The following is a 14,783-nucleotide window of genomic DNA, read 5'->3' on the forward strand; positions in this document are numbered from 1 at the left end:
GGCGCGCCGGCACCCCGCGAACGCCGGGCCGCGCGACGAACCCCCGGCCCACGCCGCCCCGATCACCAGGAACCCCCTGCGGAAGCGCACCGCACACGCCGCGTACCCTGCCCTCCCCGGAGCACCCACGACCGGGCCCTGGTCCCGCCTGTCAGTGCGACGGTCCACAATGGTCCGCATCAGATCCCGTCCCCACGCTTCAGCAAGGAGCCGGCAGCGATGGCCCGCCGCAGCACGAAGACCCCGCCGCCCGACGACTCGTACGAGGAGAAGATCCTCGACATCGACGTCGTCGACGAGATGCAGGGCTCCTTCCTCGAGTACGCGTACTCGGTCATCTACTCCCGCGCCCTGCCGGACGCGCGCGACGGCCTCAAGCCGGTGCACCGCCGCATCGTCTACCAGATGAACGAGATGGGCCTGCGGCCCGAGCGCGGCTATGTGAAGTGCGCCCGCGTCGTCGGCGAGGTCATGGGCAAGCTGCACCCCCACGGTGACGCGTCGATCTACGACGCCCTGGTGCGCATGGCCCAGCCGTTCTCGATGCGCGTCCCCCTGGTCGACGGCCACGGCAACTTCGGCTCGCTGGGCAACGACGACCCGCCCGCCGCCATGCGGTACACCGAGTGCCGGATGGCCGAGGCCACCAGCCTGATGACCGAGTCCATCGACGAGGACACGGTCGACTTCGCGCCCAACTACGACGGGCAGGAGCAGGAACCGGTGGCACTGCCCGCCGCGTTCCCGAACCTGCTGGTGAACGGCGCGTCGGGCATCGCCGTCGGTATGGCCACCAACATGCCGCCGCACAACCTGCGCGAGGTCGTCGCGGCCGCGCGGCACCTGATCAGGTATCCGAACGCCGATCTCGACGCCCTGATGAAGCACGTCCCGGGCCCCGACCTGCCCACCGGCGGCCGGATCGTCGGCCTGTCCGGCGTCCGGGACGCGTACGAGTCGGGCCGCGGCACGTTCAAGATCCGCGCGACGGTCACCGTGGAGGACGTGACGGCCCGCCGCAAGGGCCTCGTCGTCACCGAGCTGCCCTTCACGGTCGGCCCGGAGAAGGTGATCGGCAAGATCAAGGACCTGGTCGGCTCGAAGAAGCTCCAGGGCATCGCCGACGTCAAGGACCTCACCGACCGCGAGCACGGTCTGCGGCTGGTCATCGAGATCAAGAACGGCTTCGTGCCGGAAGCGGTCCTGGAGCAGCTGTACAAGCTGACGCCGATGGAGGAGTCCTTCGGCATCAACAACGTGGCGCTGGTGGACGGCCAGCCGCTCACCCTGGGCCTCAAGGAACTCCTGGAGGTCTACCTCGACCACCGCTTCAACGTCGTACGCCGGCGTTCGGAGTTCCGCCGCGGCAAGCGGCGCGACCGCCTCCACCTGGTCGAGGGCCTGCTCACGGCGCTGGTGGACATCGACGAGGTCATCCGCCTCATCCGTTCCAGCGAGAACTCCGCGCAGGCCAAGCAGCGCCTGATCGAGCGGTTCTCCCTCAGCGACATCCAGACCCAGTACATCCTGGACACGCCGCTGCGCCGTCTCACCAAGTACGACCGGATCGAGCTGGAGGCCGAGCAGGACCGGCTGAACGCGGAGATCGAGGAGCTGACCCGGATCCTGGACTCGGACGCGGAGCTGCGCAAGCTGGTCTCCGCGGAACTGGCAGCGGTCGCGAAGAAGTTCGGCAACGACCGCCGTACGCTGCTGCTGGAGTCGGCCGGCACCCCGGCCGTCGCCGTACCGCTGCAGGTGGCGGACGACCCGTGCCGGGTGCTGCTGTCCTCCACGGGCCTGCTCGCCCGTACGGCGGACAACGAGCCGCTCGCCGACGACGGCAAGCGGATCAAGCACGACGTGATCGTCTCGGCGGTGCCGGCGACGGCCCGCGGCGAGATCGGCGTCGTCACCTCGTCCGGCCGGCTGCTCCGGCTGAACGTGGTCGACCTGCCGCAGCTCCCGGGGGCGATGCCGACGCCGAACCTCGCGGGCGGGGCGCCCCTGGCCGAGTTCGTGTCCCTGGAGGACGACGAGCAGGTGGTGTGCCTGACCACGCTCGACGAGTCGTCGCCGGGCCTGGCGCTCGGCACGGAACAGGGAGTCGTCAAGCGCGTGGTGCCCGACTACCCCTCCAGCAAGGAGGAGCTCGAGGTCATCACGCTCAAGGAGGGCGACCGGATCGTCGGCGCGATCGAGCTGCGCACGGGCGAGGAGGACCTGGTCTTCATCAGCGACGACGCGCAGCTGCTGCGCTACCAGGCCGCGCAGGTCCGGCCGCAGGGCCGTCCCGCGGGCGGCATGGCGGGCATCAAGCTCACCGAGGGGGCGAAGGTCATCTCCTTCACGGCGGTCGATCCGGCCGTGGACGCGGTGGTGTTCACGGTCGCGGGCTCGCGGGGCACGCTGGACGACTCCGTCCAGACGACGGCCAAACTGACTCCGTTCGACCAGTACCCGCGCAAGGGCCGGGCGACCGGCGGCGTGCGTTGCCAGCGGTTCCTGAAGGGCGAGGACTGCCTGGCCCTGGCCTGGGCGGGCCCGCTCCCGGCCCGTGCCGCGCAGAAGAACGGCACAGCGGTGGCCCTCCCGGAACCCGACCCGCGCCGTGACGGCTCGGGCGTCTCCCTGCCGAAGACGGTGTCGGTGGTGGCGGGCCCGGTCTAGGCGGCCGGGTCCTCCGCCGCCCCCTGCACATAGCGGAGAACGCCCCACATGCCGTGGTCGTCGGCGTGTGGGGCGCCGTCGCTCGCGCACGCCTCCAGCTCCTCGCCGAGGCCGGTGGCGTCGATGCCCGAGCCGATGAGGACGAGCTGCGTGAGCCGCTCCCCGCCGGCCGGCCAGGGCTCGGGGTAGAACCGCAGGAACGGCCCCACGGCATGTACGGCGTACCGGTTGCCGGCGTCGTACGGACCGAAGTCGACGTACCCCTTGATCCGGTAGAGCCCTTCGGGCCGGCCGTCCAGGAACCGGATCAGCCGCCGTGGGTCCAGCGGGCGCTCGGAGACGAAGGAGACGCTGTCGTACGCGGCGTGCAGGTGCTCGGAGTGGTCGGCGTGATGCAGATCGTCGAACGACAGCTGCCCTACGCGCTCCTCGCTCGGCCTGCAGTCGAAGAGGAACTCGGGGTCGACACGGCCGTGCGTGGCGGGGACGACGGCCGCGCGGTCGACGAGGGACCGGACCAGGGTCAGTACGCGCGAGGCGTCGGTGACCCGGTCCACCTTGTTGACGACCACGAGATCCGCCAGGGCGAGGTGCCGGTCGATCTCCGGGTGCCTGGCCCGGGTGTCGTCGAACTCGGCGGCGTCCACGACCTCGACGAGCCCGCCGTACACGAGGTCCGGATGCTCGCTGGCGAGCACCATCCGCACGAGTTCCTGCGGTTCGGCGAGGCCGCTGGCCTCGATGACGATGACGTCGATCCCCGCGGAGGGGCGGGCGAGCCGCTCGAGGTACACGTCGAGTTCGCTGCCGTCCACGGCACAGCACAGACATCCGTTGCCCAGCGACACGGTCGAGTCACCGAGCGCCCCGGCGACGGCCATCGCGTCGATCTCGATGGCCCCGAAGTCGTTGACGACGGCACCGATGCGGCTGCCGCCGCTGCGGTGGAGAAGGTGGTTGAGCAGGGTGGTCTTCCCCGAGCCGAGAAATCCGGCCAGCACCACGACCGGAATCTGCCGACCGCCGCTCCGCACCACCACGCGACCCCTCTCACACCTGGGCGTACCCCGGCTCACGCCTGCGCGTACGCCCGGGGAATGACTGACGCACCAGGATACGAGCAGTGAGAACGACGGCGAAGTGAACGATTGTTAGCAGCATCCGCGGGGCAGACGTTGGGCAAGGCGCCGGTTTGTGCGACCCTCGCTTCCCTCCGTGCGCCGCCTGGCCGCCTTCCCGCCGATCAGAGCCGCTCGGCACCCTGGAAGGCGGCAAGCGCCGCCCACCGCTCGCCGGTTCCCTACAGTCGACCCGCAACCCGACGACCGGCGGACGGCGGCCTGATCGGGGGTTATTGACATGGCCACACAGAACCTTGGCCTGCGGGGACGCGGGGTCGCCACACGGGTGGGTCTCGCCTTCGCCGTGGGCGCACTGACCGCGGTCGTGGCACGGCGCGCACTGCGCGACGAGGCACTGCACCGGCACGGGGAGGGCGACGAGCGCCTGCAGGCCGGCTTCGCCCAGCAGCAACAGCTGCAACTGTATCTGCTGGACAAGGCCCTGGAGGACCCGGACCTGGCCGCCGTACTGAGCACCGTGGAGGTGGAATCCCCCACTCAGCGCCGCCAGTTCCTCTTCGCCAACGCGCTCTATTCGAACGCGTTGCTGGCCCACCGCATCGGCCTCGTGACCCTGGAGGAGCTGCACGGATACCTGCGCATAACCTGCCGCAACCCCATATTCCGGTCCTATTGGGAGGCGACACGCCCTCACCGGGCCAGTCTCGTCGAGTCGTCCGACGAGGCACGCACGGGGAGGATGGTCGACGCACTGATCGCGGACCTGGACGAGGCCGAGACCGACGAGTGGTGGGTCGTGGGCACCCCACCAGCCGAAGAGGCACCTTGACGTCAAGGGAACAGACCCGGGCAGAGCCGATCGTGGGGACTTTACGAGAGCTTCCACGAATTGCCAGCGGACCCCGTCACCCCAGCGCGATAATCCGCCCTGTTCTCTTGATCGACTCACACACGGATCGGGGCCTTCATTGAAGATCGTGCGCCGTCTCGGATCGTCACCGCGCGAACGAGGCAGCCTGAACGGCGAAACCTGTCCTGATGTCTTCGAACTGAGTGACGGCAACTTCGCCGTCATCGGCACGGAGGCCACAGCGGAACTCGACGGTGAGCTGCCGCCGGACGCCGGCCGCGCCGACTACGAACGCATCGTCGTCGTCTCCCGGGAGACGCTGCTGCGCGCCAAGGCCGACATTCCCGACGTCTGAGCCGAAGACCGCATCCGGGCAGCGAGCCCACCCTCGGCTCCGCCACGATCCGCCCTCCGCACACCATCGACGACGCAGGGCCGCCCTCGACCGAGCAGGCACACCGCTTCCCGCTCACCACAGCCTCCCGAGGACCGGCACGGACTCAGTGCCGGGCCTCGGGTACGCGCGGCGGTTGTGCCCCTCCGGCCAGGACACGGGCGGGCCGACGAGCCACACCAGGCAAGTCAGGTTAGGCTCACCTTTGTGAGTAGCACGTGCTCGAACGTCTCCCGTGAGTTCGATGAACCGGTCGCGGGAACCGCCGCCACCGCGCGGACCTGGCTGCTGCTGGAGCAGCCCGGCCCCTGGGGTGCCAAGGCGCTCACCTCCAGCCACCTCGACCCCGCGCTGGGCCGCGCCCTGGAGGCCGCCGCGCAGGGCAGCGGGGTGCGGATCGCACTCATACGGCGGCCCGGACGGCACGCGGACCGCCGGACGCCCGCCACGCGCCGGGTGTACGTGGCCCACACCGTTCCCGGAAACGTGTGGCTGTACGCCACCACCGTCACGAGCCCCGAACGTCTGCTCGACCTCGACTTCGCCGCGCTCGGCAGGGGCGAGCCGGAGTCCTTCGCGACCGCGCTCGGCGGACGGCCCCACGAGGGCGATCCTCTCGCCCTCGTCTGCACCAACGGCAAGCGCGACCGCTGCTGCGCCCTCCTCGGACGGCCCCTGGCGGCCGAACTCGCCGCCTCCGGGGTCGAGGGTGTCTGGGAGGTCACGCACCTGGGCGGTCACCGCTTCTCCCCCACGACGCTCGTGCTGCCGTACGGCTACGCGTACGGACGGGCCGAGGCTCACACCGTCAAGGAGGTGCTGCACGGCGTGCGGGAGGGCCGGATCGTCCTCGATGGATGCCGGGGAGGTTCCGCCTGGGAGCGGCCCGGTCAGGCGGCCGAGCTGGCCGTCCGGCGCGCGGTGGGCGAGTACGCCGCCGAGGCCCTGAGTGTCGTACGGACGGACGGCGCGGCACCCCGCTGGGAAGTGACCGTCGCCCACGGGGACGGGCGCCGGTGGCTGGTGGAGGTCGCCCGGGGTGCGTCCCTGCCGCCCCGTCCGGAGAGCTGCGGGTCGGTGCTCGGCTCGCCCGCGCGGATGGACGTCGTGGGCGTCCGCGAGGTGACCCTGGCGGCGTTGGCGGGCTGACCGTCCCCGCTCGCGGAAACCCGGGCCCAGGAGATCCCCGCCACACCCCTGCGGCCCCCCGCGCCCACCCACGTACCGTCATGGGTATGAGCTCCACTCCCCCCGCACGCCGCCTGCGCCTCGGCCTGCCGCGGCGGGTGTTCTCGCAGGTCCTGCTGATGCAGCTGGCGATCGCCGCGGGAGTCGCGGTGCTGGCCACCGGGCTGTTCCTCGCGCCGCTCGGCGACCAGCTGGACGACCAGGCGATGCGCCGCGCGCTCGCGATCGCGCAGACCACCGCCCAGCAGCCGCAGCTGGCGCGGGACCTGCGCGGCACGACGCCGTCCCCGGACGGGCCGGTGCAGCGGGAGGCCGAACGGATCCGGAAGGCCACCGGTGCCGAGTACGTCGTGGTGCTGGATGTGCGGGGCGTGCGCTGGTCGCACACCGATCCGGAGCGGATCGGCGGCCTGGTGTCGACCGACCCCGGTGAGGCGCTGGCCGGACATGACGTCATGGAGATCGACGACGGCACGCTGGGGCGCTCCGCGCGGGGCAAGGTCCCGCTGCGGGACGGCGGCGGGGAGATCGTCGGGGCGGTCTCCGTCGGCATCGCCTACGACAGCGTCCGGGCCAGGCTGATCCACGCCATCCCCGGACTGTTCGCGTACGCGGGCGGTGCCCTGGCCGTGGGCGCGTTCGCGGCCTGGCTGATCTCCCGGCGGGTGCAGCGTCAGACCCGCGACCTGGCCTTCTCGGACATCGCGGCGCTGCTCGCGGAGCGTGAGGCGATGCTGCACGGCATCCGGGAGGGTGTCGTCGCCCTGGACCGCACCGGCCGCATCCGCCTGCTGAACGACGAGGCGCAGCGTCTGCTGGGGATCGGCGAGGAGGCCGTCGGCCGCTCCCCCGACCTGGCGCTCGGCGCGGGACGCACCGCCGATGTGCTGGCCGGGCGGGTGACCGGTACCGATCTGCTCACCGTCCGCGGCCGGCGGGTCCTGGTCGCCAACCGGATGCCGACGGACGACGGAGGCGCCGTGGCCACCCTGCGCGACCGCACGGAGCTGGACCGGCTCGGCCGGGAGCTGGACTCCACGCGGGGACTCATCGACGCGCTGCGCGCCCAGGACCACGAGCACGCCAACCGCATGCACACCCTGCTGGGGCTGCTGGAGCTGGAGATGTACGACGACGCGGTGGAGTTCGTCGGCGAGGTCGTCGGGGACCACCGTGCCACGTCGGAGCAGGTCACCGAGAAGATCCGGGACCCGCTGCTCGCGGCGCTGCTGGTGGGCAAGGCGACGGTCGCGGCCGAGCGCGGCGTGGCGCTGTGGGTGTCGGACGGGACCCGGCTGCCGGACCGGCTGATCGACCCCCGGGGGCTCGTCACCGTCGTCGGCAATCTGGTCGACAACGCCCTGGACGCCGTCGCCGGCACTCCGCACGCGCGCGTGGAGGTCGAACTGCGCGCCGAGGGCCGTACGGCGGTGCTCGTGGTACGCGACACCGGGCCCGGAATTCCGCCGGAGCACCGCGAGTCGATCTTCACCGAGGGCTGGTCCACCAAGGAGCCGCCGGCCCACCGCGAGCGGGGCATCGGGCTGCCGCTGGTGCGCCGGCTCGCCGAGCGGCAGGGGGGCGGCGCGGACGTGGGCGAGGCGCCCGGCGGGGGCGCGGAGTTCACCGTCGTGCTGCCCGAGGCCCTGACCGAGCCGGGCGCGGAACCCGCGCTCACCGGGGTGTCCGTCCCCGGGACCGCCGAGGAGGAGTCGGAATGATCGAGGTCCTGGTCGTGGACGACGACGTGCGGGTCGCGCGGGTCAACGCCGCGTACGTCGAGAAGGTGCCCGGCTTCCATGTCGCCGGCCAGGCGCACAGCGCGGCCGAGGCGCTCGGCCGGCTGGAGTCGCTGCCCCGGCTGGATCTCGTCCTCCTGGACCACTACCTGCCCGACGAGACGGGGCTCGAGGTGGTGCAGGCGATGCGTCGGCGCGGGCACCAGACCGACGTGATCATGGTGACGGCCGCCCGTGACGTGTCCACGGTGCAGGCGGCGATGCGCCAGGGCGCCCTGCAGTACCTGGTCAAGCCGTTCGCCTTCGCCGGGCTGCGCGCCAAGCTGGAGGCGTACGCGGAGCTGCGCCGCACCCTCGACGGCGGCGGCGAGGCGGAGCAGGCGGAGGTGGACCGCATCTTCGGCGCGCTGTCGGCGTCGTCCGAGCCGCAGTTGCCGAAGGGGCACTCCCCCACCACCGCCGAACTCGTACGGCAGTCCCTGATGAACGCGGGCGGTCCGCTGTCGGCCCAGGAGATCGCCGAACGCACGGGGGTGAGCCGCCAGACCGCCCAGCGCTACCTGAAGCTCCTGGAGCGCACGGGGCGGGCCACGCTGACCCTGAAATACGGTGACGCGGGCCGCCCTGAACACCGTTATGTGTGGGCGACCCGCGCCTGAGGACACGGTCCATGGGGGCGGGGAGGGAACTTCCGCGGACGGCGGCGCCGTCCGTCTCCGCCGGGCGCCCTACGCGGCCCCCGCGCCGGTCAGTGAGCGCACCTCGGTCTCCGCGTGTTTGGCCTCGTCGGGCACCTCGGGCGAGGTGAGCGTGCCGAGCCAGCCCGCGAGGAAGCCCAGCGGGATGGAGACCAGACCGGGGTTCTGCAGCGGGAAGAGCTGGAAGTCGGTGCCCGGGAAGAGGGACGCGGGGCTGCCCGACACCACGGGGGACAGCAGCACCAGCACCACGGCCGGGATCAGCCCTCCGTACACGGCCCACACGGCACCACGTGTGGTGAAGCCGCGCCAGAACAGCGAGTACAGCAGCACGGGCAGGTTCGCGGAGGCGGCCACGGCGAAGGCGAGACCCACCAGGAACGCGACGTTGAGGTCGCGGGCCAGCAGACCGAGGCCGATCGCGACCAGGCCGATGCCGACCGAGGCGACGCGGGCGACGGCCACCTCGCTGCGCGGCTTCCCGCGCCGGCGGCGCAGGGAGGCGTACAGGTCGTGCGCGACGGACGCCGAGGAGGCGAGCGTGATCCCGGCGACCACGGCGAGGATCGTGGCGAAGGCGACCGCGGCGACGACCGCGAACAGGATCGTTCCACCCGTGGAGCCGGCGCCGCCGCCCAGGTCGAGCGCCAGCAGGGGCACCGCCGTGTTCCCGGACGCGTTCGAGGCGCGCACGGCGTCCGGCCCGATGAGGGCGGCGGCGCCGAAGCCGAGCACGATCGTCATCAGGTAGAAACCGCCGATGAGCCCGATCGCCCAGACGACCGACCGCCGTGCCGCCCGCGCGGTGGGAACGGTGTAGAAGCGGGACAGGATGTGCGGCAGCCCGGCCGTGCCGAGCACCAGCGCGAGACCGAGGCTGATGAAGTCGAACCGCGCGGTCCAGTCCCCGCCGTAGGCGAGACCGGGCGCCAGGAACGCCTCACCGTGACCGCTGCGTTCGGCGGCGGTGAGGAGCAGCCGGTTGAAGTCGCCGTGGAAGCGCAGCAGGACGAGGACGGTCAGCGTGACGGTGCCGCCGAGCAACAGGACCGCTTTGACGATCTGGATCCAGGTGGTGGCCCGCATCCCTCCCAACGACACGTAGACGACCATGAGGACGCCGACGCCTACGACGGTCCAGGCCCGGGCCGCCTCGCCCGTACCGCCGAGCAGCAGCGCGACCAGGCTGCCCGCGCCCACCATCTGCGCCACCAGATACAGAACGGACACGGTGACCGACGAGGTTCCCGACGCGATGCGCACCGGTCGTTCCCGCATGCGCGCGGCGACCACGTCGGCGAGCGTGAACCGCCCGCAGTTGCGCACCAGTTCCGCGACCAGGAACAGGACCACCAGCCAGGCCACCAGGAAACCCACCGAGTAGAGCATCCCGTCGTAGCCGACGAGCGCGATGAGTCCGGAGATGCCGAGGAAGGACGCGGCCGACATGTAGTCGCCCGCGATGGCAAAACCATTTTCCATCGGGGAGAAGAGCCGGCCGCCCGCGTAGAACTCCTCCGCCGAGCCCTGCCGGTGGCGGCTCACCCAGGTCGTGATGCCCAGGGTCACCGCGACGAAAGCGCCGAACAGCAGCAGCGCCGCCAACTGGTGATCGCCCGTCATGCCGCGCCGCCTCTCCCGCGCGCCAGCTCCTGGGCGTCCCAGCGCAGTTCCAGCGCCGCCCGGTCCCGACGCAGCCGCGCGTGGCGGACGTAGGCCCAGGTGAGCAGGAAGGTGGTCAGAAACTGGCCGAGCCCGGCGAGCATGCCCAGGTTCACGGCGCCCGCGACGGGCCGTGCCATCAGTCCCGGCGCGGTCGTGGCGGTCACGACGTACGCCACGTACCAGGTGAGGAAGGCGGCGACCGCCGGGACCACGAACCGCCGGTAGCGGCTGCGCACCTCCTGGAAGGCCGCGCTGCGCTGTACTTCTAGGTAGACGTCGGCCCCGTCCGCGCGGCGGGCCGGCGGCACCGCTTCCGTCGGGCCGGCCGACTCGCCCCAGCCCGAGGCCAGGGCGTCGTACCAGGGATCGTCGTACCTCACGTCCCCCGAGTTGCTTCGCTGCATGCCCAAGGATGGACAGAACGGGAAGATCCCCGACTCTTCTTCCCGTTCCGCTTCACCCCATCAGGTGACTGGTCCGTGCGCGCGTCCCGCGTGCCCGCCAGGACCTGTCCGGCGGATCGCGCCGGAGACGCCGGGTCCGGCGCGCCCTCCCCCACTGCCTGAAGGGCGTGCCGGACTCCACTCACCTGGGCCGCAGGGCGCCGCCGGTTCCCTCCGACTTGATCAGGCGTCGATGCGCGACCGGTCCAGCGTCGCCGCGGAACTGGAGATGAACTCCTTGCGCGGGGCGACGTCGTTGCCCATCAGGAGGTCGAAGACCTGCTCGGCGGCCTCCAGGTCGGTGAGGTTGATCCGGCGCAGGGTGCGGTGACGCGGGTCCATGGTGGTCTCGGCCAGCTGGTCGGCGTCCATCTCGCCGAGGCCCTTGTAGCGCTGGATCGAGTCCTTGTAGCGGATGTTCTTGCTCTGGAACTCCATGAGCTTGTCGCGCAGTTCCCGGTCCGAGTACGTGTAGACGTACTTGTCCTGGCCCTTCTTGGGCTGGATCAGCTCGATGCGGTGCAGCGGCGGCACCGCGGCGAACACCCGGCCCGACTCGACCATGGGCCGCATGTAGCGGTGGAACAGGGTCAGCAGCAGGGTGCGGATGTGGGAGCCGTCGACATCGGCGTCGGTCATCATGATGATCTTGCCGTAGCGGGCCGTGTCGATGTCGAAGGTGCGCCCCGAGCCCGCCCCTATGACCTGGATGATCGCGCCGCACTCGGCGTTCTTCAGCATGTCCGTCACGGACGACTTCTGGACGTTGAGGATCTTGCCGCGGATCGGCAGAAGCGCCTGGAACTCGGAGTTCCGGGCGAGCTTGGCCGTGCCGAGCGCGGAGTCTCCCTCGACGATGAACAGCTCGCTGCGGTCGACGTCGTCGCTGCGGCAGTCGGCGAGCTTGGCGGGCAGCGAGGAGGACTCCAGGGCCGTCTTGCGGCGCTGCGCGTCCTTGTGCTGACGGGCCGCGATGCGGGTCCGGGCCGCGGCGACGGCCTTCTCCATGACGACGCGGGCCTGCTGGGCGTCGTCGCGCTTGGTGGAGGTCAGGAACGCCTTGAGTTCCTTGGAGATCACGTTGTTCACGATGCGGCGGGCCGCCGAGGTGCCGAGGACCTCCTTGGTCTGGCCTTCGAACTGCGGCTCGGCCAGACGGACCGTGACCACCGCGGTGAGGCCCTCGAGGGCGTCGTCCTTGACGATGTCGTCCTCGGCCACGCGCAGCATCTTCTTGGCGCGCAGCACCTCGTTCATCGTCTTGGCGACGGCCTGCTCGAAGCCTGCGACATGGGTGCCGCCCTTGGGAGTGGCGATGATGTTGACGAACGACCTGAGCGTGGTGTCGTAGCCGGTGCCCCAGCGCATCGCGACGTCGACGCCGAGCTCGCGGGTGACCTCGGTGGGCGTCATCTGGCCGTGCTCGTCGAGGACCGGGACGGTCTCCTTGAAGGTGCCCTGTCCGGTGAAGCGGAGGGTGTCGCAGACGGGCCTGTCGGAGGCCAGGAACTCGCAGAACTCGCTGATGCCGCCGTCGAAGCGGAACGACTCCTCACCCTTGCTTCCGCCCTCGCCGAGCCCGTACTCGTCGCGGACGACGATGGTCAGGCCGGGGACCAGGAACGCGGTCTGGCGGGCGCGCTGGTGCAGCGTGTCCAGGGCGAGCTTGGCGTCCTTGAGGAAGATCTGGCGGTCGGCCCAGTAGCGCACGCGCGTGCCGCTGCGGGTCTTGGGGATCTTCTTGGCCTTGCGCAGTCCGCTCCCGGCCTCGAACTTCGCGTCCGGGCCCACGGCGGCGAAGGCTCCGGGGACACCGCGCCGGAAGCTGATCGCATGGGTGTGCCCGCCGCGGTCCACCTCGACGTCCAGCCGCGCGGAGAGCGCGTTGACGACGGAGGCGCCGACGCCGTGCAGACCGCCGGAGGCCGCGTACGAGCCGCCGCCGAACTTGCCGCCGGCGTGCAGCTTGGTCATGACGACCTCGACGCCGGAGAGGCCGGTCTTGGGTTCGACGTCGACCGGGATGCCCCGGCCGTTGTCCCGGACCTCCACCGAGCCGTCGTCGTGGAGGATCACGTCGATGTGGTCGCAGTAGCCTCCGAGGGCCTCGTCCACGGAGTTGTCGATGATCTCCCAGAGGCAGTGCATCAGACCGCGGCTGTCGGTCGACCCGATGTACATTCCGGGGCGCTTCCGCACGGCCTCGAGCCCCTCGAGGACGAGCAGGTGCCGCGCGGTGTAGTTGGAACCGTCCCGGTCTGCTCCTGCCAGCAGCGCTGTGGACGGCACGGACGTCTCGGCGGTCACGCGGTTCGCTCCTCGCTGAATTTCAGATGCGGCCCTCTTGGGTAAGGGCGCGGCTTCAGTCACCGGTGAGAGGGTACCGAGGCCTGGTAGAGCCGTTGTAACGCCACCCTCGCTTCCGCCCACCCTAGTCCAGGGTCGCATGCATGTTCGATCCCTCGATGGAGTGAAGCACACATCACGTTCCCTTCGAGGCATGAACCATTTAGGCTCCGGGCACGTCCTCATGAACAACCGGCAAGCCAGCCGGGAGGGCCGACCACCGATACGAACGCGAATCCGTACGACACATCAGACACGCACTACGGCACATTCGCCGCCAACCGGCAACAGCCACCCACCTCGGAAATTTTTTTCGAGGAGAAGCCACGAGCGGGAACGTTTTGGGGCTGGTTGGATGTTGACCCTGGTACGACAGCTCGTCGAGCTAGAGAAGAGGCGACGTGACTACTGTTCTGACCCCCGCGAGCCCACTGACGGCCGCCGATCGCTGCGACCGCTGCGGCGCCCAGGCATACCTGCGCGTCGTCCTGCTGAGCGGCGGAGAACTGCTCTTCTGCGCCCACCACGGCCGCAAGTTCGAGCCGGAACTCAAGAAGATCGCCGCTGAGATACAGGACGAGACGGAGCGGCTGACCGCCCCTCCGGCGACCGCTCCCGACGAAGAGCGCTGACAGAGCGCCGACACCTCGCGTCCGACGACGAGCAGCCCGGCACAGGCCGGTGAGCGGGCGGCTGCCTCCACTCCGGAGGCGGCCGCCCGTCTCATGCCCGTACCGGCCAGGAACCGCTCAGCGGCCCCCCTGCGCCCTTCCGGCTGTTCTCAGCCCCGCGGCCATCCGAGGGTCCGCAGGATGTCGGAGACGCGCGTGTACACCCCGGGGCTGCCCGCCCAGCCGCACCCCGTCCCCCAGGAGACGAGACCTATCAGCCGTCCCTGGGCCACCAGCGGCCCCCCGCTGTCCCCCTGACAAGCGTCCCGGCCCCCCTGCTGCTCTCCCGCGCACAGCATCGTCTCGGCGCGGTAGGTGCCCTCGGAACCGCCTGGGTACGCCTTCCCGCACAGCGCGTCGGGCTGCACCCGCACGCGTGCCGCGTGCAGGCTGCCGGCGTACGCCCCGGACCCCGTGGTGTCCCCCCACCCGTAGACGGTGGCCGCGGTACCCGCCCGGTACGCGGGATCACCGGCCCCGGCCATGGCTATCACCGAGCTCGACGGCAGCGGCTCGGCCAGGCTGAGCACGGCGTAGTCGCCGGAGTTGGTCACGCCGTCGTAGTCCGGGTTCACCCAGGTGCCGCGTACGGCGATCTCCCGACCGCGCTCCGAGAGCAGTTCCGTACGCCCCGTGATCACCTTGAGATCGCCCACGCGGCCCGGGGGCGCCCCCAGCACCTCCTCGTCCATGCAGTGGGCCGCGGTGAGCACGGTGGTCCGGCCGACCGCCACACCCCCGCAGAACTGTCCCGCTCGCGTACCTCCGAACCGGTCGCGGCTGGACAGCGCCACCGTCCACGGACCCTCCGAGACGTCGACGGGGAAGCCCCCGACGACGATGCTGTCGGCGGTCGCCGGGACAGCCGAGGCCAGCGGTATGACGGTCGCGGCGGCCGCGAGGGCCAGCGGCCGGGCCAGGGCCCGGGCAAGACGACGTCGCATGCGCGCTCCTCACACTGGGGTGATCCTGAAACACCCACAGTGATGGACCCCGTCCGAGCCCGCACCCGCGCGACAACGCGAAGGCCCGGCTCC

The 14,783-nt window shown here is 71.1% G+C and carries 12 protein-coding genes; 7 read left to right on the plus strand and 5 right to left on the minus strand.

Annotation, left to right across the window (positions count from 1 at the left end):
- Window positions 1-219 precede the first annotated feature (219 nt).
- Window positions 220-2,670 (plus strand): DNA topoisomerase (ATP-hydrolyzing) subunit A, encoded by a 2,451-nt coding sequence (locus ACFV5H_RS10105; RefSeq protein WP_385045817.1) that lies wholly within the window; start codon window positions 220-222, stop codon window positions 2,668-2,670.
- Here ACFV5H_RS10105 and ACFV5H_RS10110 read toward each other — a convergent pair.
- Window positions 2,667-3,710, minus strand: a complete 1,044-nt coding sequence (locus ACFV5H_RS10110; protein ID WP_385045820.1) for a CobW family GTP-binding protein — start codon at window positions 3,708-3,710, stop codon at window positions 2,667-2,669. The genes ACFV5H_RS10105 and ACFV5H_RS10110 overlap by 4 nt on opposite strands.
- Before the next feature lie 319 nt (window positions 3,711-4,029).
- Between ACFV5H_RS10110 and ACFV5H_RS10115 the strand changes: the two genes are divergently transcribed.
- The 5 genes from ACFV5H_RS10115 to ACFV5H_RS10135 all read left to right on the plus strand — a co-directional run bounded on the left by ACFV5H_RS10115 (window position 4,030) and on the right by ACFV5H_RS10135 (window position 8,582).
- A complete protein-coding gene (locus ACFV5H_RS10115; RefSeq protein WP_385045822.1) occupies window positions 4,030-4,581 on the plus strand; it encodes a DUF6082 family protein in 552 nt (183 codons plus the stop codon).
- A 139-nt stretch (window positions 4,582-4,720) separates the two neighbouring features.
- The gene (locus ACFV5H_RS10120; protein ID WP_385045824.1) at window positions 4,721-4,957 is read left to right on the plus strand and encodes a hypothetical protein; all 237 of its coding nucleotides are present in this window, start codon (window positions 4,721-4,723) and stop codon (window positions 4,955-4,957) included.
- A gap of 246 nt (window positions 4,958-5,203) precedes the next feature.
- On the plus strand, window positions 5,204-6,145 hold the full coding sequence (locus ACFV5H_RS10125) for a sucrase ferredoxin (RefSeq protein WP_385193930.1): 942 nt from the start codon (window positions 5,204-5,206) through the stop codon (window positions 6,143-6,145).
- An 86-nt stretch (window positions 6,146-6,231) separates the two neighbouring features.
- Window positions 6,232-7,905, plus strand: coding sequence for an ATP-binding protein (locus ACFV5H_RS10130; protein ID WP_385045829.1), 1,674 nt, complete (start codon window positions 6,232-6,234; stop codon window positions 7,903-7,905).
- Window positions 7,902-8,582 carry a response regulator gene (locus ACFV5H_RS10135; protein ID WP_385193933.1) on the plus strand — a complete coding sequence of 227 codons (681 nt, stop codon included), beginning with the start codon at window positions 7,902-7,904 and terminating at the stop codon, window positions 8,580-8,582. The genes ACFV5H_RS10130 and ACFV5H_RS10135 overlap by 4 nt, the downstream gene beginning before the upstream one ends.
- Window positions 8,583-8,651: 69 nt before the next feature.
- Here the strand turns inward: ACFV5H_RS10135 and ACFV5H_RS10140 are convergent, their stop codons facing one another.
- The 3 genes from ACFV5H_RS10140 to ACFV5H_RS10150 form a co-directional block, all read right to left on the minus strand.
- Window positions 8,652-10,244, minus strand: a complete 1,593-nt coding sequence (locus tag ACFV5H_RS10140) for a cation acetate symporter (protein ID WP_385045832.1) — start codon at window positions 10,242-10,244, stop codon at window positions 8,652-8,654.
- Window positions 10,241-10,690 (minus strand): DUF485 domain-containing protein, encoded by a 450-nt coding sequence (locus ACFV5H_RS10145; RefSeq protein ID WP_385045835.1) that lies wholly within the window; start codon window positions 10,688-10,690, stop codon window positions 10,241-10,243. Before ACFV5H_RS10145 ends, ACFV5H_RS10140 begins: the two co-directional genes overlap by 4 nt.
- 222 nt (window positions 10,691-10,912) lie before the next feature.
- Window positions 10,913-13,036: a type IIA DNA topoisomerase subunit B gene (locus tag ACFV5H_RS10150; RefSeq protein ID WP_385045837.1), complete on the minus strand. Its 2,124-nt coding sequence runs from the start codon at window positions 13,034-13,036 to the stop codon at window positions 10,913-10,915.
- A 440-nt stretch (window positions 13,037-13,476) separates the two neighbouring features.
- On the opposite strand from ACFV5H_RS10150, the gene ACFV5H_RS10155 reads away from it, so the two are divergent.
- Window positions 13,477-13,707 (plus strand): hypothetical protein, encoded by a 231-nt coding sequence (locus ACFV5H_RS10155; RefSeq protein WP_159536152.1) that lies wholly within the window; start codon window positions 13,477-13,479, stop codon window positions 13,705-13,707.
- 149 nt (window positions 13,708-13,856) lie between these two features.
- Here the strand turns inward: ACFV5H_RS10155 and ACFV5H_RS10160 are convergent, their stop codons facing one another.
- Window positions 13,857-14,690, minus strand: coding sequence for a S1 family peptidase (locus ACFV5H_RS10160; protein WP_385045840.1), 834 nt, complete (start codon window positions 14,688-14,690; stop codon window positions 13,857-13,859).
- Window positions 14,691-14,783 lie beyond the last annotated feature (93 nt).

It is taken from the genome of Streptomyces sp. NPDC059787, from assembly GCF_042732315.1.
Classification (GTDB): Bacteria; Actinomycetota; Actinomycetes; order Streptomycetales; family Streptomycetaceae; genus Streptomyces; species Streptomyces atrovirens.

Coding starts and splice junctions, on each gene's coding strand:
- ACFV5H_RS10130 (WP_385045829.1), top strand. CDS start 6,232: ATGAGCTCCACTCCCCCCGCACGCCGCCTGCGCCTCGGCCTGCCGCGG.
- ACFV5H_RS10160 (WP_385045840.1), bottom strand. CDS start 14,690: ATGCGACGTCGTCTTGCCCGGGCCCTGGCCCGGCCGCTGGCCCTCGCG.
- ACFV5H_RS10135 (WP_385193933.1), top strand. CDS start 7,902: ATGATCGAGGTCCTGGTCGTGGACGACGACGTGCGGGTCGCGCGGGTC.
- ACFV5H_RS10145 (WP_385045835.1), bottom strand. CDS start 10,690: ATGCAGCGAAGCAACTCGGGGGACGTGAGGTACGACGATCCCTGGTAC.
- ACFV5H_RS10140 (WP_385045832.1), bottom strand. CDS start 10,244: ATGACGGGCGATCACCAGTTGGCGGCGCTGCTGCTGTTCGGCGCTTTC.
- ACFV5H_RS10115 (WP_385045822.1), top strand. CDS start 4,030: ATGGCCACACAGAACCTTGGCCTGCGGGGACGCGGGGTCGCCACACGG.
- ACFV5H_RS10105 (WP_385045817.1), top strand. CDS start 220: ATGGCCCGCCGCAGCACGAAGACCCCGCCGCCCGACGACTCGTACGAG.